Source organism: Kitasatospora sp. NE20-6, from assembly GCF_045862635.1.
Map to the genome: position 1 here is coordinate 23,632 of NZ_BPRL01000065.1, position 21,293 is coordinate 44,924.

17 protein-coding genes are annotated in these 21,293 nt (G+C 72.8%); 3 read left to right on the plus strand and 14 right to left on the minus strand.

Going from position 1 to position 21,293, the window contains the following annotated elements:
• Positions 1 to 67 precede the first annotated feature (67 nt).
• The 5 genes from SNE206_RS32640 to SNE206_RS32660 all read right to left on the minus strand — a co-directional run bounded on the left by SNE206_RS32640 (position 68) and on the right by SNE206_RS32660 (position 6,582).
• Positions 68 to 3,787, minus strand: a complete 3,720-nt coding sequence (locus tag SNE206_RS32640) for a DUF4132 domain-containing protein (RefSeq protein WP_407917149.1) — start codon at positions 3,785 to 3,787, stop codon at positions 68 to 70.
• A gap of 76 nt (positions 3,788 to 3,863) precedes the next feature.
• Positions 3,864 to 4,436, minus strand: coding sequence for a DUF6420 family protein (locus tag SNE206_RS32645; protein ID WP_407917150.1), 573 nt, complete (start codon positions 4,434 to 4,436; stop codon positions 3,864 to 3,866).
• 75 nt (positions 4,437 to 4,511) lie between these two features.
• A complete protein-coding gene (locus SNE206_RS32650) occupies positions 4,512 to 5,231 on the minus strand; it encodes a transglycosylase family protein (RefSeq protein ID WP_407917151.1) in 720 nt (239 codons plus the stop codon).
• A 177-nt stretch (positions 5,232 to 5,408) separates the two neighbouring features.
• Positions 5,409 to 5,876 (minus strand): hypothetical protein, encoded by a 468-nt coding sequence (locus SNE206_RS32655; RefSeq protein WP_407917152.1) that lies wholly within the window; start codon positions 5,874 to 5,876, stop codon positions 5,409 to 5,411.
• Between the two features lie 97 nt (positions 5,877 to 5,973).
• Positions 5,974 to 6,582 carry a TetR/AcrR family transcriptional regulator gene (locus SNE206_RS32660; protein WP_407917153.1) on the minus strand — a complete coding sequence of 203 codons (609 nt, stop codon included), beginning with the start codon at positions 6,580 to 6,582 and terminating at the stop codon, positions 5,974 to 5,976.
• Between the two features lie 94 nt (positions 6,583 to 6,676).
• Between SNE206_RS32660 and SNE206_RS32665 the strand changes: the two genes are divergently transcribed.
• From SNE206_RS32665 to SNE206_RS32675, 3 genes are all read left to right on the plus strand, one after another.
• Positions 6,677 to 7,420: an SDR family oxidoreductase gene (locus tag SNE206_RS32665; RefSeq protein WP_407917154.1), complete on the plus strand. Its 744-nt coding sequence runs from the start codon at positions 6,677 to 6,679 to the stop codon at positions 7,418 to 7,420.
• Between the two features lie 303 nt (positions 7,421 to 7,723).
• On the plus strand, positions 7,724 to 8,371 hold the full coding sequence (locus tag SNE206_RS32670; protein ID WP_407917155.1) for an NADPH-dependent F420 reductase: 648 nt from the start codon (positions 7,724 to 7,726) through the stop codon (positions 8,369 to 8,371).
• Between the two features lie 195 nt (positions 8,372 to 8,566).
• Complete coding sequence (locus tag SNE206_RS32675) at positions 8,567 to 8,866, plus strand: hypothetical protein (RefSeq protein ID WP_407917156.1); 300 nt, start codon at positions 8,567 to 8,569, stop codon at positions 8,864 to 8,866.
• Positions 8,867 to 9,676: 810 nt separating this feature from the next.
• Here the strand turns inward: SNE206_RS32675 and SNE206_RS32680 are convergent.
• The 9 genes from SNE206_RS32680 to kdpA all read right to left on the minus strand — a co-directional run bounded on the left by SNE206_RS32680 (position 9,677) and on the right by kdpA (position 21,292).
• On the minus strand, positions 9,677 to 10,468 hold the full coding sequence (locus SNE206_RS32680; RefSeq protein ID WP_407917157.1) for an ABC transporter permease: 792 nt from the start codon (positions 10,466 to 10,468) through the stop codon (positions 9,677 to 9,679).
• On the minus strand, positions 10,465 to 11,442 hold the full coding sequence (locus SNE206_RS32685; RefSeq protein WP_407917158.1) for an ATP-binding cassette domain-containing protein: 978 nt from the start codon (positions 11,440 to 11,442) through the stop codon (positions 10,465 to 10,467). Before SNE206_RS32685 ends, SNE206_RS32680 begins: the two co-directional genes overlap by 4 nt.
• A gap of 73 nt (positions 11,443 to 11,515) precedes the next feature.
• Positions 11,516 to 12,358: a DUF4097 family beta strand repeat-containing protein gene (locus SNE206_RS32690; RefSeq protein WP_407917159.1), complete on the minus strand. Its 843-nt coding sequence runs from the start codon at positions 12,356 to 12,358 to the stop codon at positions 11,516 to 11,518.
• Positions 12,359 to 12,445: 87 nt separating this feature from the next.
• Positions 12,446 to 12,961, minus strand: coding sequence for a toxin-antitoxin system HicB family antitoxin (locus tag SNE206_RS32695; protein WP_407917160.1), 516 nt, complete (start codon positions 12,959 to 12,961; stop codon positions 12,446 to 12,448).
• Between the two features lie 474 nt (positions 12,962 to 13,435).
• Entirely contained in the window at positions 13,436 to 14,125 is a 690-nt protein-coding gene (locus SNE206_RS32700) for a response regulator (RefSeq protein WP_407917161.1), read from the minus strand.
• A gap of 93 nt (positions 14,126 to 14,218) precedes the next feature.
• Positions 14,219 to 16,768, minus strand: a complete 2,550-nt coding sequence (locus SNE206_RS32705) for an ATP-binding protein (protein WP_407917162.1) — start codon at positions 16,766 to 16,768, stop codon at positions 14,219 to 14,221.
• 114 nt (positions 16,769 to 16,882) lie between these two features.
• On the minus strand, positions 16,883 to 17,500 hold the full coding sequence (kdpC, locus tag SNE206_RS32710; protein ID WP_407917163.1) for a potassium-transporting ATPase subunit KdpC: 618 nt from the start codon (positions 17,498 to 17,500) through the stop codon (positions 16,883 to 16,885).
• Between the two features lie 13 nt (positions 17,501 to 17,513).
• Positions 17,514 to 19,631: a potassium-transporting ATPase subunit KdpB gene (gene kdpB, locus SNE206_RS32715; protein ID WP_407917164.1), complete on the minus strand. Its 2,118-nt coding sequence runs from the start codon at positions 19,629 to 19,631 to the stop codon at positions 17,514 to 17,516.
• Positions 19,631 to 21,292, minus strand: a complete 1,662-nt coding sequence (kdpA, locus tag SNE206_RS32720) for a potassium-transporting ATPase subunit KdpA (RefSeq protein ID WP_407917165.1) — start codon at positions 21,290 to 21,292, stop codon at positions 19,631 to 19,633. Before kdpA ends, kdpB begins: the two co-directional genes overlap by 1 nt.
• Between the last annotated feature and the right edge of the window lies 1 nt (position 21,293).

Consider the following 21,293-nt stretch of genomic DNA (forward strand, 5'->3'; position numbering starts at 1 on the left):
TGCTGATTCACAGTCGGCCGGTTCACGGCCTGCGGGTTCACGGCCTGCGGGTTCACAGGCGGCGGGTTCACGGCGCGGTCAGCTCGGTCAGGTCGGCGATCACCTCGGAGGCGGTCACCGGGTCGAGCTCGGCGAAGGCCGGGAAGGTCCGGTCGCGGGGCCAGTAGTCGCCGGGGCGGACGTCGAGCCACACGGTCTCGACCCGCTGCTCGGGGAAGACGTCGTGCATGCCGACCGCGATGCCGTGCTCCGGGGCGAGCACCACGTAGCGGTCGGGGCCGACCCGGCGGGACAGCCAGCGCTCCACGCCCGCGTCCTGCGGCTCGCCGCGCTGCCAGCCGCGCCGTTCCATGCCGACCAGCCGGGCGGTCGGCAGCAGCGGGCCGCTCTCGAAGCGGGTCAGGCGGTGCCCGGCCCGCTCCTCGTCGGTCAGCGCGTACACCTGGCGGCCGAGCTGGCGGAACGGCTGCAGGATCTCGTAGTCGGCGAACAGCTCCGACCAGGCGGCCAGGTCGTCGCCCAGCAGCAGCGGGTGGGCCAGTTGGACGGTCGCTCCCTCCGGCAGCGCGAACACCTCGTCCCGGACGTCCGCCAGGGTGCGGTCCTCGGCGACCCGGAAGGCGGTCGCCGTACCGTCCGCCCCGGCCAGCCACACCAGTCGGCGCACCAGGTGCCACAGCAGCGGATGTCCGACGAACAACTGGTCGAACTCCTCGGCCGTCCACGACCGCTGGGTGACCATGGCGTCCTCCAGACGGCGGATCTGGTCCCCCGCCACCGTGCGGACGTCCTTCTTCAGAGCGGCGAAGCGCTTGCGCTCGGCCGGCGCCAGCTCGGCGTCGTCCCGCGCACCCGGGGCCGGCAGGTCCTTGCGGCGGGCGCCGTCCGCGTCCAGCACGTACGGCTTGAGCTGCTCGTCGAAGCCGACGGTGAAGGTCCGGGTGCCGTAGTCGACGACGGTGGTGCCGTCGGCGTCCAGCCCGAAGTCCGGCACCAGGCGGTCGGAGAGCTGCTCCCCGGACAGGCCGAGCCCGGCCGCCACCTCGGCGATCTTCTCCTGCGCCCGGGCCTTGAGCGCCTTGAACTTCACCCGCTGCGCGATGCCGTGCAGGTGCAGCAGGGCGACGTCGCTGCCGATCGCGGCCAGCACCTCCAGGCCGTCCACCGCCCGGTGGTGCGCCCCCTCGCCCGGCCACGCCCGGAGCACCGGCGTCAGCCGGCGGACCGTCCCGTCGTCACCGAGCCGGCCGAGCACGTGCAGCGCCCACCCGTCCTGGGCCGGCATGCCGGCCAGCCGCCACTGCTCGAACACCGCCCAGCCGAAGTCCGTCAGCGACTGCGGCTCGCACACCTCCGCCACCTGGTCCAGACCCGGGTAGAACGCCCCCGGCTTGGACAGCGCGAGCATGGTGAGGACGTGCCGCACGGCCTCGGACGGCAGCGCGCCCCCGCCGCCGCGCACCAGCAGCTGCGGCAGCATCATCGGCTCCGCCCAGTCGCCTGGCTGGGGCAGCTTCGCCGGCAGCGCGCTCACCAGCGGGTCGGCGGACAGCAGCGTGCCCACCACCTCCGCCGCGTCCGGCCCGTACTCGCCGGCCACCGCGCACACCGCCGGGGCGCCGTGCACGCTGCCGATCAGCCGCAGGGCGTGCTCGGCGCCGCGCCGGGCCGCGCCGGCCCTGCCGACCGCGGCGGGCACCAGCAGCCGGGCGGCGTCCGGCCCGTGCCGGGTGAACCAGGAGCGGGCGGTGTCGCCGGCCGACTTGAGGCGCACCAGCCAGTCCGCCATCGTCGCGGCCACCCGGACGTCCAGACAGGGCAGCAGCAGCGACGCGTGGGCGGCCGGGCTGTGCAGCGCGGCGGCCAGCATCGGTTCGAGCGCGTCCGTTCCGAAGCGGGCGACGACCCGGCGCAGCGCGCCGGTGGCGTCCCAGATGTGTTCGCCGCCGCGCCACCGCGCGATCAGCGGACGGCCCAGCTCCTCGTCGCCGTACGCGAACAGCGCCAGCTCCTCGTGCTGGTTCGCGTGGTGCCGCTGGTTGCCGGACTGCCCCTCCGCGGCCCGCATCGTGTCGGCGATCCGCTGCCAGTCGCCGTCCGACCAGCGCGCGTACCAGGACTCGGAGGCCGCCCAGGCGTCCTGCTCGCCCGGCAGCCAGCGCAGCTGCGGCTCCTCCGCCGCGGTGAGGCCGGTCAGCACGCGGGGCTTCACGGTGGAGCGCGGCCGGGTCCACGGCGGGCTGGTGAACAGCTCGGGCAGCGACCCGGCCGGGAGGTCCGGCACCCGGTCGGCCACCTCGGTGAGCGGCTGCACCAGGGCGGCCTGCTCCGGCGCCAGCTCCGGCAGCAGTTCGAGCGCGGTCGCACGGTGGGCGGCGACGTGGGGGGTGAGGAGCTGGACGGCGAGCCGCCGGGCGGCCGGATCGGCGGAGGACGTCGCGGCCTCGGCAAGGAGGCGGACGGCCCGGCGCGGATAGCGGCGGACCGCCGCCACCAGTGCCCAGCGGGCCGCCTTGTCGTCGCCCTGATGGGTCAGCAGGCCGCGGAAGGCGTCGTCGGACGGCAGCTCGGCGACCGCGGCCAGCAGCTGCTTGCGCCGGTCGCTGTAGAGGTAGTCGTGGGCCAGGGCGTGCAGCAGCAGCGGTGTGGCGCCGCTGCCGAGCCCCTCCGCGACAGTGGCGATGACCTCCGCCGACCAGCCGTCCCAGCCGAGGCCCGGGAGGCGGTCCAGCTCCTTGAGCGGTTCGGCCGAGGAGAGCGAGCAGAGCAGCATCGACCACGCGGTCGTGTCGAGCCCCGCGGACGCGCGGAGGCACTCCTCGGCCCAGGCCGTCTCGGACGGCACCAGGTACACCGCCACCACCAGGCGCGGCAGATCCCGCCGGCAGCCGGCCAGGGCCTCGACCACGGCGCCGTGGGTCGCCTCGTCGCAGACCGCCAGCAGGGCGCGGACGCGGTCCGCGGCCGGGCGGTGCGTCACCGACGCCCGGTGCCGGTGCTTGGCCGTCCCGACCCGCGGATTGGACCGGCGCGAGTTGGACGAGTCCGAGGTCACGGACACCTCCAGCAGCTCGACCACCGCCCGGGCCGCGAACGGCAGGCCGTGCTCCACCACCCAGCCGTCCACCGCCCGGCGGTACCCCTCCGGCGAGTCGGCGACCAGCGCCGCCACCACCGCCGCGCCGCGCGGGTCGGTGACGCCGCCGAGGTGCGCGCGGGCAGCCTCGACCAGCTCGGCCTTGCTGCGCGAGGAGGCGAGCGCCTGCTCCACCCACTCCGACCGCTCCGCCACCAGGGCGCGGAGCTTCTCCGGCGCGTTCCGCGTCGGCGTGGTCGTCGCACGGGCCACCCCGCCCCGGCGGGGGATCAGGATCCGCCGCCAGGCGTCCGGCAGGACGAAGGTGTCCTCGTCGAGCGGGGCGTCCGCGGCGTTCGGGAGGTCTGCGGCGTTCGGGAGGTCTGCGGTCCCGGGGGCGGCCGGGGAGACAGGGGCAGCGGGGGCGTCCGGGGCGGTGGGGACGGTGGTCGGCGGGACGGCCGTGACCAGCTGCGCAACCGGCTGCGCGGCGGGCGCCGCCCCGGCGGTGGCCTCGCGGTAGCCCTTGCGCTCCTTCTGGGCCACCGTCTTGGCGAAGTGCGCCTGCGCCGCCTCCGCGGTCGGGAACTCCTTGCTCTGCTCCCGCCCGTCGGTGCCGGACCGGCCGTAGCGCACGGTCACCACGACACCCTCGACCGCGGCCTCCCAGAACTTGTCCGAGCCGCCCTCGACGAACTCCCAGCGCCGCACAGCTCCGCCCCTCTCCTCGAACGTTTGATCAGGGGAGGAACAGTAGTCATGCCCACCGACAGGCCGTCCGCCGGGCTCAGTCCCACCACGGGAACCAGCTGTCCGCGTCGGCCGGTGACGCTGCGTGCCCGGCGGGGCGGGCGGCCTCCTGGAAGACGTTGTCCGGGCAGAGCGCCGTGTGTCCGGCCGCCACCCGCAGCGCGGCGTCGCTCCGTGCCGGGGCTGCGCCGCCGGCCGTCGGCACCAGGCCGGTCCGTACACCGGGCGCGGGTGCCGGCCAGATGCTGCCCGGGCCGGTGGTGTCATCGCTGCCGCTGTGCCGTCCCGCTCGTCGCCGTGCGGGTTGCCGCTGTCGCCGTTGTTCGCTGCCCGGTGCCGTTTCGGCCGGGCGGGGCTCCGTCGTTGCGCCCCGGGCGCGGTTGCTCTCCTGCTGTCCCAGCCCTGGGCCTGCGTGGGGGCGGACGGGGCCTGCGGCTGCGGCTGCGGTGGCGGCGGCGAGCCGGTCGCGGGGTGCGTGGCCGCCGAGCTCGATGGCGAGCAGAGCCCGCACGAACACCCTCGGCTCGATCGTGCCGCGGGGGAACTCGAAGCCGCGGTACGGGTTGCCGGGGGTGATCCGGCCGATTCGCAGCCTCTGGCGGCGCGGCACGGCTACCGGCGTGCGCCGCCCTGTCGACCGGACAGCGTGCGCTGTTGCCGATCACCGGGCAGCCGGATCAGGACGTCAGGGGAGGCGGAGGGTCTGTCCGGCGAGGATGAGGTCGGGGTTGTCGCCGATGGTGTCGTGGTTGGCCTGGTAGAGGGCGGGCCAGCCGCCGGGCAGCTGCAGGGTCCGGGCGATGCCGTCGAGGGTGTCGCCGTCCTGGATCACGATGGCGCCGCCATCCGCAGGGCCGGAGCCGGTGTCGGTGCCGAGGTCGGTGGCCGTGTCCGGTTCGGCGGCTGCGGGCTGGCCGGCGGTCGGCTGCCGGGCGGCGGCGGGCTGCTGCGCCGGGCGTGGCGCGGGGACCGTGTGGTGGGTGCCGGGTCGGCCGGCGCGGGCGCCGCAGACGGGCCAGGGGGCAAGTCCCCGGCGGGCGGCGAGGTGTTCGGCGACCGTGATCTGCTGGTCGCGGGTGGCGAGGTCCGGGCGGGGTGCATACGCGGTGCCGCCGTTGGCGCGCCAGGTGGATCGGTCGAACTGCAGGCCGCCGTAGTAGCCGTTTCCGGTGTTGGCGTGCCAGCGGCCGCCGCTCTCGCAGGCCGCGACCTTGTCCCAGTCGACGCCCTGCCGGCCGGCCGCCACAACGGCGTTCGCCGCGTTCGCCGTGTTCGCCGCGGCGGTAGCCACGGTGGCGATTTCCCGGTCCGGAACGGCCTGCGCGGGCGCGGCCGTGGCGCTCCACAGTCCCGCGGCACAGGCGAGAGCGAGGAGCAACTGCAGGATCCGGTGGGCGATGGACACGGCGGAACACTCCCCGAGAGGGTCGGCGATCGGGCGGCGGCCCTGAACGGCACCGTCCTTCTACCGTTGGCACACCCCACCGCCCTGGCCCGGTCGACATCCCGCAGGAGTCACCCGCCCGGCCGTGCGCGGCCACCCGGCTGCACCATGCCGTCCAGGACCGCTTCCTGCGCCTGGCTACGGGCAGGATCCGTCGGCGGACGCCTTCAGGTCGACCGTCACCTCCGTCCGTCCCACGTACACGACGGCCCCGCTCTCCCAGTCGTCGAACGACCTCTGGAGCTGCACCGTGTATTCGGTCGGAGCCGGACCCCCGGTGAAGAGGGGGTTCCAGCCGGCGGCCCGGGCGAGTGCGTAGACCTTCTCGGGGAGAAGCTCCGGATGGGCTCCCCGGTACTCCGCCAGGATGTCCGGGGCCTCCACGCCGTCAGGGGTGTCCCGGCAGTGGTAACGGGTGACGGTGGGAGTCGTGCCGAGAAATGCCGTGAACTCCGGCGACAGCGGATCCTGTTGGAGGACGTCGAGTCTGGCGCCGGCTGTTCGCGACGGATGCTCCACCACATCGGGCTGGTGGGCGATCCACCCGACCACGGCGGTTGCCACTCCCAGTGCGCAGAGACCCGCGCCGAGGCGGCCCGTTCTCATGATTCCTCACCGGCAGCCGGCATACCGCTGTCCCCGGCTTGCTCGCCGGCTGGTCCGCCACGACCGGACAGGAGCAGGTCCCGGTGCCGGGCGGTTTTCAGGAGAGTGGCCAGTTGCGTAGCGCGGCGTCTGCCATCGTCTGGAGTTCTGCGCGGCCGACGCCGCTCGCGGCTTGCACGGCGATGCCGAAGGCCAGGGTGGTGACGTAGCGGGCCAGGATCGCCGGATCCGTCTGCGGAGGCAGGTCGCTGTCGTCGACGGCTTGCTGGAACCGCTGCCGCAGGCGGGAGCATCCGTTGTTCCGCCAGGCGGCGAGGAGGTCCCGGACCGCCTGTCCGGAGTCGCTGGTGGCCAGGGCGCTCTGGACGCCCATGCAGCCGTGGGGGCGGGCCGGGCCTGTGGTGGTCCGGATGGTGCCGGTCAGAATCGCGGTGGCGGTGGCCAGGGCGGTCGGTTCTTCCAGGGCGCGGTCCAGGTACGCGCTGGGGCCTTCGGTGTAGCGCTCCAATGCCTTGCGGAACAAGTTCTCCTTGTTGCCGAAGGCCGCGTACATGCTGGTGGTGGAGATGCCCATCGCGTCCGTGAGGGTGGCCAGGCTGGCGCCTTCGTAGCCGTGCTCCCAGAAGACCAGCATGGCGTTCTCAAGAGCCTCGTCGGTGTCGAACCCCCGTGGCCGGCCGGCGGAGCGGTTCTGTTCGGTGCCCACGCTCCGCAGACTATCACTTCTGCATCGATCGATGCAGAAGTGGTACGTTCGAGTTCTGCATCGATCGATGCAGAATGCAGGGGAGGGTACTGCCGTGGGACTGCTGGAAGGAAAGACCGCTCTCGTCACCGGGGGCAGCACCGGTATCGGCCTGGCCAGCGCTGTGAGGCTGGCGGTCGAGGGAGCGCACGTGTTCATCACCGGCCGGCGCAGGACGGAACTCGACGCGGCCGTCGAAACGATCGGTTCGGCGACCGCCGTGGTCGGCGACATCGCGGACCTGGCCGATCTGGACCGGCTCTACGATGCGGTCCGGGACCGTGGACAGGGGCTGGACGTCCTGTTCGCGAACGCCTCCGTCGCCGCGTCCGTGCCGCTGGAGCAGATCACCGAGGAGCACTTCGACACCCTCTTCGGGATCAACGTCCGGGGCACGCTGTTCACCGTCCAGAAGGCGCTGCCTCTGCTCAACGACGGCGCCTCGGTGATCCTGAACGGTTCCACCAACATGGACGTCGGTGCGGAGGCGTTCGGCGTGTACGCGGCGTCCAAGGCCGCCACCCGGTCCTTCGCCCGGACCTGGGCCAACGAACTCAAGGGCCGAGGCATCCGGGTCAACGCCGTCACGCCCGGCCCGACCGACACCCCTGGCCTGTCGGGACTCGTTCCCGGTCCCGAGCAGGCCGGCCTGCGGCAGCACCTGGCGGCGCAAGTTCCGCTGGGCCGGCTCGGGCGCCCGGAGGAGATCGCCGCGGCCGTGGCCTTCCTCGCTTCCGGGCAGAGCAGCTTCATCACCGGTGCGAGCTTGTACGTCGACGGCGGCATGAACCAGATCTGATCTCGGCGCCGGCGCCGGCGGCGGCGCCGGGCCGGGCCGGGCCGGGCCGGGCCGGGCCGGGCTTGTTCCGGCAGGCGAGCCACAAGGCCCGGGCCCGCCGAACGGTCACCCTGGCTCCGGTCGCCGGAGCGGCGGCCGGAAGAGTCCGGCACGGCCGTCGGTCAGGGCGTCCCGGCATCCTGGCCGACGGTCTCCGGCGCGCACCCGGAAGGCGGAGCCCCGCCCGGCCGTCCACGGACCGCGGGCAACGCAACGCCGCCCCCCACGGCACAGCCTCCCCACCACACACAGGGACGAGGAACCATGACAGTGATCGGCATCATCGGCGCGGGCGAAGTCGGCCGCCAGATCGCGCGTGCGGCGATCGTGAACGGCTACGACGTCGTCATCGCCAATTCGCGGGGCCCCGAGACCTTGAAGGACCTCATCGACGAGCTCGGTCCGTCAGCGCGCGCCGCGACCGCCGCCGGCGCCGCTGCCGCCGGAGAGTTCGCTGTCGTGGCGGTTCCCCTCAAGGTGATCAACGACATGCCCGTACACCAACTGGCGGGCAAGATCGTGCTGGACACGAACAACTACATGATCTGGCGCGACGGCCGTATCCCGGCCGTCGACTCGGGAGAGAAGACCGTGCACGAGCTCCGCCAGGAGCACCTGCCGCAATCCAGGGTCGTCAAGGCCTTCACCCACATCCAAGCCCCCCGCATCACCACGGCGGGCAGAGCGGCAGGCACCCCCGGCCGGCTTGCGTTGTCGGCCTCCAGCGACCATCCCGAAGCCGTGGAGCTCGTGACGCGCCTGTACGACCAGTTCGGGTTCGACACCGTCGACAACAGCCCTCTCGGAGAGTCATGGCGCAGCGGTCCCGGCCAGCCCGCGTGGCTCGCACACGAGCACCAGACCCGCGACGAACTCATCGCCAACCTGGCCGGCGCGCGACGAGTCGTCTGAGCTCGACCCTGTCGGGAAACTTGGTGTCCGGCTGCAGGTGATCATGGTGGTGCGCCGGTCTCACGGATGCACGATGGCCGCGAGATTTCCGAGGAGTGCGAGATGTCGGTCCGTCCTCGTCCGGATACCGAGGTCCCGGTGGTGACGGTGCGGATGACTCGGGCCGGCAACTCCGTTGGTACGACGGCGACGTGGGTGCGTGACCGTCTCGACGGCCTGCGGCGGGACGAGGACTTCGCCGACCGGTACCCGCGGGACGGGCGCCCGGGCCTCTCACCGGCCCGGTCGGCCACGGTGAGCGTGGTGCAGTTCCTGCCGGGCCTGTCCGACCGCGATGCCGCCGCGACCGCCGTCACCCGCACCGGTGGCCCGTCCCCGGCCACCGCCCACCACCACCTGCAGCAGGCAGTCCACCAGGCTGCCCGCCTCCAGGTCCCGCCTCCGCGCACCCCACGGCCGAACGAGCGCACGGCTTCTGACACACTGACACCATGACAATGCAGCGAAAGGACCGTGCCGCGTAGGCGCCCTTCGGACCTGCGCTCGGAGCGCCGGAGGTCTCCGGTCGAGCGCGGGCGGTATTCGAGGATCGGTCAGCTCTCCGGTTCGGCACAGGCCGAGATCATCCGCCTGGAGCGGACCCGTTTGGAGCCCGGTGACCTGAGCAGAGCCCTGGCTTCCTGGAGTGTGCTGGCGCACACCCCGCGGCGGCGTTCGCTCGTCTTTCGCTCGGGCTGCGGTGTACCGGCCTGCTGCCCGCCGGAGCCGACCGAGTGGCGGGACCTCCTGGATGCCGCCGTACATGCTCTGCCTGCGAAGTCCGCACGCGAGCTCACCCGCATCGTCGGCCGCCTGGACAGCAGAATTCTCGATCATCCGGACCTGAGGCACACCGTGTCACCGCTCGGCCGATGGTGGCGCTTCGTACTGTGGCCCTGGGACGGGTGACCGGCACTCGCGAGCGCAGGAAGTGCGTACCGGTGACGGCCCTCCGCCCCGTAGGGCCGTCGAGCAGGAGCCTGCGATGGTCGGCCGAACGTCCTGGTCCGGCCGACCGGGGCCGACACTTGTTCCCCGGGGCGGCTCACGGTGTACGGGAGGGTCCTGCACGTCCTGGGCCTGTCTGGAATTGCATCCGTGGAGCCTCACCGAAAGGTTGTGGGTGCAAGGTGACTTCCGGTCGACTGCGTCCGGGCCCGGTCGGCGACGGGAACGCGGCCGGGGCGGCGTGCCCCGACCCGGTGGCGGGGTACGCCGCCCTCGGGCGGGACGGGCCGCGGGAGGCGGCCCGCGCTGTCGTGGCGGTTACTTCGGGTCGCGGTTGAACGTCGAGGTCGACCAGAGGTAGCCGAGTACGGAGAGGGCCAGGCACCAGGTGACGGCGAGCCATCCGTTGTACCCGATCCCGGTGCCGAGCAGCAGGCCTCGGAGGGTCTCGATGGCGGGCGTGAACGGCTGGTACTCGGCGACGGGCTGGAACCAGCCCGGCATCGCGTCGATCGGGACGAAGGCGCTGGAGATCAGCGGCAGGACGATCAGCGGCAGCGCGTTGTTGCTGGCCGCCTCGGCGTTCGGGCTGACCATGCCCATGCCGACGGCGATCCAGGTGAGTGCCAGGGCGACCAGCGCCATCAGCCCGAACGCCGCCAGCCACTCCAGCACGGTGGCGTCGGCGGACCGGAAGCCGATGGCCACGGCGACGGCTCCCACGAGAGCCACGCTGGTGACCGACTGCAGCACGCTGCCGATGACGTGGCCGACGAGGACGGACCCGCGGTGGATGGCCATGGTGCGGAAGCGGGCGATGATGCCTTCGGTCATGTCGTTGGAGACGGACACGGCGGTGCCGACCGTGGTGCCGCCGACGGTCATCATCAGGATGCCCGGCACGAGGTAGGCGATGTACGCGGAGCGGTCCGGGCTGCCGCCTGCGATGCCCGCGCTCATCACGTCGCCGAAGATGTAGACGAAGAGCAGCAGCAGGACGATCGGGGTGAGCAGGAGGTTCAGGGTGAGGGAGGGGTAGCGCCGGGCGTGCAGGAGGTTGCGGCGCAGCATCGTGGACGAGTCGCGCACGGCGAGGGTCAGGGAGCTCATCGGAGGGTCTCCTCGGGCTGGTCGGTGGGGCCGGTGAGGGCGAAGAAGACGTCGTCGAGGTCGGGGGTGTGGACGGTGAGTTCGTCGGCCTCGATGCCGGCGGCGTCCAGGCGGTCGAGGACGGAACGCAGGTCGCGCTGGGTGCCGTCGCTGGGGATCTGCAGGGACAGCGCTTCGTCGTCGCGGGTGACCTCGTGCAGGGCGGAGGCGGCGCTGCGGTAGGCGGCGGGGTCGGTGAAGCGGAGGCGGACGTGGCCGCCGGGGACGAGGCGCTTCAGTTCCTCGGCGGTGCCCTCCGCGGCGATCCGGCCGTCGTTCAGGACGGCGATGCGGTCGGCGAGTTCGTCGGCCTCGTCCAGGTACTGGGTGGTGAGGAGGACGGTGGTGCCGCCGGTGACGAGTTCGCGGATGATGCCCCACATGGTGTGGCGGGAGCGGGGGTCGAGGCCGGTGGTCGGCTCGTCGAGGAAGATGATGCGCGGGCTGCCGACCAGGGTCATGGCGATGTCCAGGCGGCGTTTCATGCCGCCGGAGTAGGTGGAGGCGGGCTTCTTCGCGGCCTCGGCCAGGTCGAAGCGCTCCAGGAGTTCGGCGGCGATCCGCTGCCCCTCGGGCCTGGGCAGGTGGTGCAGGTCGGCCATGAGGAGCATGTTCTCCTCGCCGGTGATCAGGCCGTCGACGGCGGAGAACTGGCCGGTGACGCCGATCGCGGCACGTACGCCGTCCGGTGACGCGGCGATGTCGTGGCCGGCGACCTGGGCCTGTCCGCCGTCGGCGGTGACGAGGGTGGAGAGGATCTTCACGACGGTGGTCTTGCCGGCGCCGTTGGGCCCGAGCAGTGCGAACACGGACCCGGCCGGGATGCGCAGGTCGATGCCGTCGAGGACGGTCTTGTCGCCGTAGGACTTGCGCAGGCCGATGGCGGTGACGGCGGCGGGCGCCGGGTGGCCGCCGGCCTTTCTGGGCGTGGGCATGACAGATGAAGGCACGGGGCCCTCCCTTTCGAAGGCTGGTATGGGTGGGGGGTGCCGGTCGATGGGGTTGCGCTCAGACCTTGGCGCGGCGCGCGTCGATGTTGCCCCAGCGGGTCCGGGCGCGGACCTCGACGGTGTCCTCGGCCTGCTCCGGGGTCTCGGACGCGGTGAGCGTGTTGCGCACCTGTCCGCGCTCCGAGCTGACGTCGAGCCAGGCGGCGGTGCCCTCGCGGATGCCGACCTCGATGGCGCCGTAGGAGGTTTCCAGCTGGACGGTGCCGTGGGCCACCTCGTACACGCGCAGGGCGCCGTGGGCGGTGGTGGCGGTGACCGAGTCCTCGGCGCGACGGATCTCGATGTCGCCGTGGGCGCCGTTCACCCGCAGCTCGCCGGTCGCGGCGCCGACGGTCGTGGTGCCGTGCGAGTTCTTCAGGACGGCGGTGCCGTCGAGAAGGCCGACGCGCAGGCTGCCGGAGCTGGTGGTGATCTCGGCCGGGCCCTCGACCCGGTCCACGGTGATCGAGCCGTGCGACGCGGTCAGCTTCAGCGGGCCGGTCGCATCGAGGCGGACGTCGCCGGAGGAGGTCTTCACGCGGACCTCGCCGAGCCGGCCCTCGCCGAGCACCTGGGTCCAGGAGCCGGTCGCATCGACGTGCGAGCCCGTGGGCAGTTCGACCGTCACGTCGACGGCGCCGCCGGGCCCGACGAGATGGCGCTGCTTCGTCCTGATGGTCAGGACGCCGTTCGCGTAGGTGACCTCGGTCTGGTCGGCCGCGCGGACGTCCTTGTCCTTCTTCGGGTCGCGGGGCCGTACTTCGACGACGGTGTCGAGACGGTCGCCCGCGGTGAACCGGACGGAGCCGGCCCCCACGTGCGCGGTGGCCGAGATCGGTCCGGGAGTGTCGAAAGAAGGCATGGCTGTCCCGTCCTCTTGAGTCCTTGGGTCGTCCCCGCTGGTGGGACGTGGTGCGGGTGAAGTGCTGCGGGCGGGCCGGTGGCGCGGTCAGCGCACCCAGCCCGTGAAGCTCTGTCCGACGGTCCGGGTCTTCTCCGTCGTGCGCGGCCGGGTGTCGCCGTCGACCGCGGCCGACACGGCCCGCACCAGCCACGCGTTGACCGACAGGCCCTCGCGAGCCGCTGCCTCCTCGGCGCGCGCCTTGAGGTGGGCCGGCAGGCGCAGGTTGACACGGGCGGTGCCGCCCTCGTCGCCGTCGGCCGGGGCCGGTGCCCTGAGCGGTTCGGCGGGCGGGGCCGGATCCGCGGGGCCGCTGCCGGCGGGCGGCGGCGTCACCACGAAGTCGGGGTCGAGCCCCCGCAGCCGTACGTCGACCGAGCCGGGGGCGAGCTCGCGGGTGATCTCGTCCATCGCGGCGGAGAGCACGTTGAGCATGGTCAGCCGGGCCGCCGACTCCAGGGGGGCGGTGAGCCGCTCGGCCAGCTCGCGGGCTTCGTCCCCGCCGGCTTCGGCGGCGACCGCGAGTTCGCGGCGGAGGGTGTCGACATACGGCGTGAGGTCCATGGTGCCTATAGTGGCACCACTGTGGCGCCATATGCAAGCCATGATGGTGCCGCATGTGTGGTGAGGTGCATGTGACCGCCCTGAACTGGGGAAACGCGAAAATGGAAGCCTGAAGCGCGGCGATGCCATGGGTGCTCATGCGCCTTTGGTGCCACCGAATGGCGCATGGTGGCATCACTCGGCGCCACCGTGCGCCACCACGCGCCATCCTGTGCCGGCTGCTCGGCCGAGGACGGCACGACGCGGCCGGCATGGCCCAGGTCATCGGAAGACCCGGGCATCTGCACCGGGCCCCCGGCGCCGCGAGGCCGAGACCGTTCGTGGGCAACTGATCCGCCTTCGCCGTCTCCGACCCCGGCACTTCCGGGCGGGAGAACTGCCCCGGCTCGCCGGGCGCCGCCCTCGCGGCGGACCAGCACCCGTGGCCCGAGTCGCAGGGCCGGGACCAGGACCGGCCCGTCGACATGAGGGGGGTCAGGGCTGGTAGCGGTAGCCGATGCCCGGTTCCGTGACCAGGTGACGGGGGTGTGCGGGGTCGGGCTCCAGTTTGCGGCGCAGGCCTGCGAAGTAGACCCGGAGGTAGTTGGTTTTCTCCTCCTGGTCCGGACCCCACACCTCGTGGAGAATCCGGTGGCCGGGGATCAGGCTGCCGGGGTTGGCGAGCATCAGCACGAGGATCTTCCATTCGGTGGGTGTGAGCCGCACGGTGCCCTCCGGCCCGGTGACCTGACCCGCATCGATGTCGACGGTGTGGGCTCCGATCACCGTCCGGGGCGGCGGGCCCTCACGGGGCGGGTCCTCACGGGGAGGCCGTCGCAGGACGGCCCGCAGCCGTGCGAAGAGTTCGTCCATGACGAAGGGCTTGGTCACGTAGTCGTCGGCGCCCGCGTCGAGGGCCCGGATCTTGGCGGTGGCGTCGGCACGCCCCGAGAGGACGATGATCGGGACCGTGCTCCAGGTCCGGAGGCCGTGGATGATGTCCATGCCGTCGATGTCGGGCAGACCGAGGTCGAGCAGGACGGCGTCGGGCGGCACCCGGCCTGCGAGGTCGAGCGCTTCCTGTCCGGAAGCGGCGGTGAGCGCCGCGTACCGGCGGGCGTGCAGGTTGATCTCCAGGGCGCGCAGGAGCTGCGGCTCGTCGTCGATCACGAGGATCCGGCTCATGGGTGTGTCCTTCCCGGGACGTGCCGGCCGGCCCCGCCCCGGGACACGGCGGCCTTCGGGCGGGAGAGCGGCATGGGTGCGGTACGTGGCCCCTCACCCCTCCGCCTCCGCGATCTCCGGGTCGGGGCTCTCCTCCGCCGCGGGCAGGGTGAGGAGCATGGTGGTGCTGCCGCCGGGGGTGTCCTCGACGTCGAGGGTGCCGCCCATGGCTTCGGCGAGGCCGCGGGAGAGGGCGAGGCCGAGGCCCAGGCCCGTGGTGTTGTCGGTGTCGCCGAGCCGCTGGAACGGCAGGAACATGCGGTCCCGCTGTTCCGGGGCGATGCCGGGGCCGCGGTCGACGACGCGGATCTCCACGCGGTGCAGGTGGCTGCTGGCGGTGACGAGGACGGGTCGGCCGGGGGCGTTGTGCCGCAGTGCGTTGGTGACGACGTTGGCCAGCACGCGTTCCAGCAGGGGCGGGTCGGCGAGCACGGCGGGGGCGGTGTCGAGGCCGACGGGCCGGACGGGGGCGCCGGGGTCGGCGAGGGAGTCGACCGCGCGGGACAGCACCTCGTCGAGGCGGGTGGGGGCGAGGTGCAGGGTGAGGGCGCCGGCCTGCAGGCGGCTCATGTCGAGGAGGTTGTCGACCAGGCGGGTGAGTCTGACGAGGGAGCTGTCGGCGAGGTCGAGGAGTTCGGCCCGGTCGTCGTCGGAGAACTCGACGTCGGGGCTGCGCAGCGAGCCGACGGCGGCGAGGGCGGCGGCGAGCGGGGTGCGCAGGTCGTGGCTGACGGCGGCGAGGAGCGCGGTGCGCATCCGGTCGGCGGCCCGGACGGGTTCTATCTCGGCGGCGGCGGTGGCGAGGCGGTCGCGCTCCAGGGCGGCGGCGATGTGCGCGGCGAAGGCGGTGAGGACCCGCATGTCCGCGGCGGGCAGGCGGCGGCCGGCCAGGATCAGCAGCGCCTCGCCTCCGGCCGGGAGTTCGGTCACGACGCGGTCGGGTGCCGGATCGCCGTCGGCGTGGCTGCGCGCGATCGTGGCGCCGCCCGCCCGGTCGAGCAGGGCGACGGAGTCCAGGCCGAAGGCGGTGCGGGTCTTCTCCAGCAGCGCGGGTACGGCTTCGGCGCCGCGCAGGACGCTGCCGGCCAGGGTGCTCAGGGTCTCGGCCTCCGCGGTGGCGCGGGCGGCCCGGGCGGTGAGGCGGGTGGCGCGGTCGACCACGGTGGAGACGGTGAGCGCGACGACGGCGAACACCGCGAGCGCGATGACGTTGTTGGGCTCGCCGATGGTGAAGGTGTGGACGGGCGGGATGAAGAAGTAGTTGAGCAGCAGCGAGGCGACCAGCGACGCCAGCAGGGCGGAGGTGGCGCCGCCGAGCAGCGCGACCGCCACGACGCCGAGTTGGAAGATGAGGGCGACGGTGGTGAGGTTCAGGCCCGGCACCTGGGACAGCCCGGCGGTGAGCAGGGCGGGGAGTGCGAGGCCCGAGGCGATGCCGGCGGCGGTGCGGCGGCGGGAGTGGCGGCGGCCGAGCGACGGCAGCCGGCCCCGGCCGGTGAAGGCGTGGGTGACCATGTGGACGTCGATGTCCTCGGAGGCGTCCACGGTGGTCTCGCCGATGCCGGGGCCGGTGAGGAAGCGGGTGGTCCGGCCGCGACGGCTGGTGCCCAGCACCAGCTGGGTGGCGTCGTGCGCGCGGGCGAAGGCGAGCAGCGCGGTGGGGATGTCGTCGCCGACCACGACGTGGTAGCTACCGCCGAGGGATTCGACGAGCCGCCGCTGTTCGGCGAGGCTGCCCGGGGAGGCCCCGGCCAGGCCGTCGCTGCGGGTGACGTGCACGGCGAACAGGTCGCCGCCCGCGGTACGGGCGGCGATGCGGGCGGCCCTGCGGATCAGCGCCTCGCCCTCGGGGCCGCCGGTGAGGGCGACGACGACGCGTTCGGTGGTCTCCCAGACCCGGTCGATGTCGTGCGCGGCGCGGTAGTCGCGCAGCCCTTCGTCGACGCGGCCCGCGACCCAGAGCAGGGCGAGTTCGCGCAGGGCGGTGAGGTTGCCGACGCGGAAGTAGTTGGAGAGTGCGGCGTCCACCTTCTCCGCCTTGTAGACGTTGCCGTGGGCCATCCGGCGGCGGAGGGCCTGGGGTGCCATGTCGACGAGTTCGATCTGGTCGGCGCGGCGGACGACCCCGTCGGGGACGGTCTCGCGCTGCGGGATGCCGGTGATCTTCTCGACGACGTCGTTGAGCGATTCGAGGTGCTGGACGTTGACGGTGGTGATGACGTCGATGCCGGCGGCGAGGAGTTCCTCGACGTCCTGCCAGCGCTTGGCGTTGCGGCCGCCGGGGACGTTGGTGTGGGCGAGCTCGTCGACCAGCGCCACCGACGGCCGCCGGGCCAGCACCGCGTCGAGGTCCATCTCCTCGAACTCGCTCCCGCGGTGGGTGCGGGTGAGGCGCGGCACGACGTCCAGGCCTTCGAGGGCGCGCTCGGTGCGGTGCCTGCCGTGGCACTCGATGTAGCCGACGACCAGGTCCGCGCCGCGTTCCCGTTTCCGGTGGGCCTCGTCGAGCATCCGGTAGGTCTTGCCCACGCCGGGGGCGGAGCCGAGGTACACCCTCAGCCGGCCGCGGCGGGCGGCGGTGCCGGGGGCGAGGTCGCGGGACATGGGCTCTGCTCTTTCGTGACGGGGGCTGGCGGAGGACACGAACCGGCCGGCCCGGGTGCGGGGGTCTCCTGCACCCGGGCCGGCCGGCCTAGACGACGGACCGGGGTGACGCGGTCACTTCTGCTCGCCGAGCGCCGTGTTGAGCAGGACGACGTTGACGCCGGCCTGGCCGAGGAAGCCGAGCGAGCGACCGTCGGTGTACTTCTCGACGAGCGCGTCCACCGTCGTCCGGGGCAGGTTGCGGGCTCTGGCGACCCGGGCGGCCTGCTGCTTCGCGTAGGCGACGGAGATGTGCGGGTCGAGGCCGGAGCCGGACGAGGTGAGGGCGTCCGGCGGGACGCTCGCCGGGTCGACGCCGTCGAAGGCGGCGACGGCGGCGCGGCGTTCCTGCACGGCCTTGAGCAGGTCCTCGCTGTTCGGGCCGAGGTTGGAGGCTCCGGAGCTCTTCGGGTCGTAGCCGTACGCGGACGGGCGGGGCTGGAAGAACTGCGGGTCGGGCCGGGCGGCCTCGTCCGGGTCGGCCGGGTTCTTCTTCGGCAGGTCGTAGGTCTGGCCGAGGAGACCGGAGCCGACCTCCTTGCCGGCGGACGTCACGATCGATCCGTCGGCCTTGGCGGGGAAGGCGACCTGGCTGATGCCGGTGACGAGCAGCGGGTAGGCGAGGCCGAGGATCACGGTCATCACCAGCAGCATCCGCAGGGCGGTGAGGTGGGTGCGCACGATGGTGGGCATGGTTCTCGTTCTCTCAGCTCAGGCCGGGGACGAACTGGACGATCAGGTCGATCGCCTTGATCCCGACGAACGGGACGACCAGGCCGCCGAGGCCGTAGACCCCGATGTTGCGGGCCAGCAGCGAGCCGGCGTCGGCGGGGCGGTACGTGACGCCGCGCAGGGCGAGGGGGATCAGGCCGACGATGACGAGGGCGTTGAAGACGATCGCGGAGGTGATCGCGGACTCGGGGCTGTGCAGGCCCATGATGTTGAGGTGGCGCAGGCCCGGGTAGACGCCGGCGAACATCGCGGGGATGATCGCGAAGTACTTGGCGACGTCGTTGGCGATCGAGAAGGTCGTCAGCGCGCCCCGGGTGATCAGGAGTTGCTTGCCGATCTCGACGATCTCGATGAGTTTGGTGGGGTTGGAGTCGAGGTCGACCATGTTGCCGGCCTCCTTGGCGGCCATGGTCCCGGTGTTCATGGCGACGCCCACGTCGGCCTGGGCGAGGGCGGGGGCGTCGTTGGTGCCGTCGCCGGTCATCGCGACGAGCTTGCCGCCAGCCTGTTCCTTCTTGATCAGGGCCATCTTGTCCTCGGGGGTGGCCTCGGCGAGGAAGTCGTCGACACCTGCCTCCTCGGCGATGGCCCTGGCGGTGAGCGGGTTGTCACCGGTGATCATGACGGTGCGGATGCCCATCCGGCGCAGCTCGTCGAACCGCTCCTTCATGCCCTCCTTGACGACGTCCTTGAGGTGGACGACCCCGAGGACGCGGGCCGGCCGTGCGCCGATCCGCTCGGCGACGACGAGGGGGGTGCCGCCGGCGGCGGAGATCCCGTCGACCAGGTCGGCGACGTCCCGGCCGACGCTGCCGCCGCCCTCCGTCACCCAGTGGGTGACGGATCCGGCTGCGCCCTTGCGGACGGAGCGGAGGCCGCCGTCCTCGGCGAGGTCGACGCCGGACATCCGGGTCTGCGCGGTGAACGGCACCCAGGCGGCCTGTGTCAGTTCGCCCTGGGCACGGGCCCGCAGGCCGTACACGGTCTTGGCGAGGACGACGATCGAGCGGCCCTCGGGGGTCTCGTCCGCGAGCGAGGAGAGCTGTGCGGCGTCCGCCAGCTCGCCGATCGGCACCCCGGCGGCGGGGAGGAACTCGGCGGCCTGCCGGTTGCCGAGGGTGATGGTGCCGGTCTTGTCGAGCAGCAGGGTGTTGACGTCGCCGGCGGCCTCGACGGCGCGCCCCGACATCGCGAGCACGTTGCGCTGCACCAGGCGGTCCATGCCGGCGATGCCGATCGCGGAGAGCAGCGCGCCGATGGTGGTGGGGATGAGTGCGACGATCAGGGCGACGAGGACGACCGTGGACTGCGGGGCGCCGGCGTAGGTCGCCATCGGCTGCAGGGTGACGACCGCGATCAGGAAGACGATCGTCAGCGAGGCCAGCAGGATGTTGAGGGCGATCTCGTTCGGGGTCTTCTGCCGGGCGGCGCCCTCCACCAGGGCGATCATGCGGTCGACGAAGGTCTTGCCGGGCTCGGAGGCGATCTTCACGACGATCCGGTCGGAGAGCACCCTGGTGCCGCCGGTGACCGCGCTGCGGTCGCCGCCGGACTCGCGGATGACCGGGGCGGACTCGCCGGTGATCGCCGACTCGTCCACCGAGGCGACGCCCTCGACGACGTCTCCGTCGCCGGGGATGGTCTGCCCGGCCTCGACGACCACGTGGTCGCCGAGCCGCAGGGCCGTTCCCGGCACCTGCTCCTCGGCCTGCGAGGCGGGCCAGTCGGCGAGGCGGCGGGCCATGGCCTCGGTGCGGCTCCTGCGCAGGGTGTCGGCCTGGGCCTTGCCGCGGCCCTCGGCCACGGCCTCGGCGAGGTTGGCGAAGACGGTGGTGAGCCAGAGCCACAGGGCGATCGACCAGGCGAAGACGGACGGGTCGGCGATCGCGGAGACGGTGGTGACCACCGAGCCGACCTCGACCACGAACATGACCGGGTTCTTGACCATGACCCGCGGGTCGAGCTTCTTCACCGCGTCCGGCAGCGAGGCGACGATCAGCTTCGGGTCCAGCAGACCGCCGGAGACCCTGTGCCCGGTCGACGGGCCCTGGTCCGCCGGTGCGGGCGCGGGAGGGGTGAGAGTGGACGACATCAGTGGAGACCTTCCGCGATCGGCCCGAGCGCCAGGGCCGGGAAGTAGGTGAGGCCGACGACGATCACGACGACGCCCGACAACAGGCCCACGAACAGCGGCCGGTGGGTGGGCAGGGTGCCCGGCGTGGCGGGCACGGGCTGCTGCCGCGCGAGCGAGCCGGCCAGAGCGAGGACGAACACCATCGGCAGGAACCGGCCGAACACCATCGCCAGCCCCAGCGCCGTGTCGTACCAGTCGGTGTTGACGGTGATGCCGGCGAAGGCCGAGCCGTTGTTGTTGGCGGCGGAGGTGAAGGCGTACAGGACCTCGGCGAAGCCGTGCGGCCCGGAGTTGAGCATCCCGGCGCGCTCGCCGGGCAGGGCCATCGCGACACCGGTGCCGACCAGCACCAGGGCGGGCGTGGTGAGGATGTAGAGGGAGGCGAACTTCATCTCCCGGCCGCCGAGCTTCTTGCCCAGGTACTCCGGCGTGCGGCCCACCATCAGACCGGCGACGAACACCGCGACGATCGCCAGGATCAGCATGCCGTACAGGCCGGAGCCGGTGCCGCCGGGCGCGATCTCGCCGAGCATCATGTTGAAGATCGTCAGACCGCCGCCGAACGGCGTGAACGAGTCGTGGAAGGAGTTCACCGCGCCGGTGGAGGTGAGGGTCGTGGAGGCCGCGAACAGGCTGGACGCGGCGATGCCGAACCGCTGCTCCTTGCCCTCCGTCGCGGAACCGGCGGCGTTCAGCGCCGCACCGGAGTGGTGCGACTCGGCGAACGTGATCAGCGCGGCCGAGGCCACCCAGAACAGGCCCATCACCGCGACGATCGCGTAGCCCTGCCGGTGGTCGCCGACCATCCGGCCGAAGGTGCGGGGCAGCGAGAACGAGATCACCAGCAGCAGGAAGATCTCCAGCCAGTTGGTGAAACCGGTCGGGTTCTCGAAGGGGTGCGCGGAGTTGGCGTTGTAGAAGCCGCCGCCGTTGGTGCCCAGCTCCTTGACGACCTCCTGCGAGGCCACCGGCCCGCCCGGGATCGCCTGGGTGCCCCCGGTGAGGGTGGTGACCTCGTGGAAGCCGTGGAAGTTCTGCACCACGCCGTTCGCCACCAGCACCAGGGCGAAGACGATCGCCAGTGGCAGCAGCAGGCGCAGCACGATGCGGGTGAGGTCGACCCAGAAGTTGCCGACCCGGTCGGTGCGGTGGCGGGTGAAGCCGCGGATCAGCGCCGCCACGACGGCGATGCCGACGGCGGCGGAGACGAAGTTCTGCACCGCCAGGCCGGCCGTCTGCACCAGATGGCCCATCGCGGACTCGCCGCTGTAGGACTGCCAGTTGGTGTTGGTGGTGAACGAGATCGCGGTGTTCCAGGCCTGGTGGCCGGGCATCTGCGGCACGCCCAGGCTCAGCAGCAGGTGCGACTGGAGGCGTATCAGGCCGTACAGGAAGAGGATCGAGAGGGCGGAGAAGGCCAGGACCGAGCGCAGGTAGACGGGCCAGCGCTGGTCGGCGTCGCCGTCGACGCCGACGACGCGGTAGAGGACGCGCTCGGCTCCCAGGTGCCGGGCGGTGGTGAGGAGCTTGGCGATGTGGTCGCCGAGGGGGCGGTGGCACAGGGCCAGAGCGCCCACCAGGGCGAGGACCTGCAGCCAGCCCGCAGCAGTGGAGCTCATG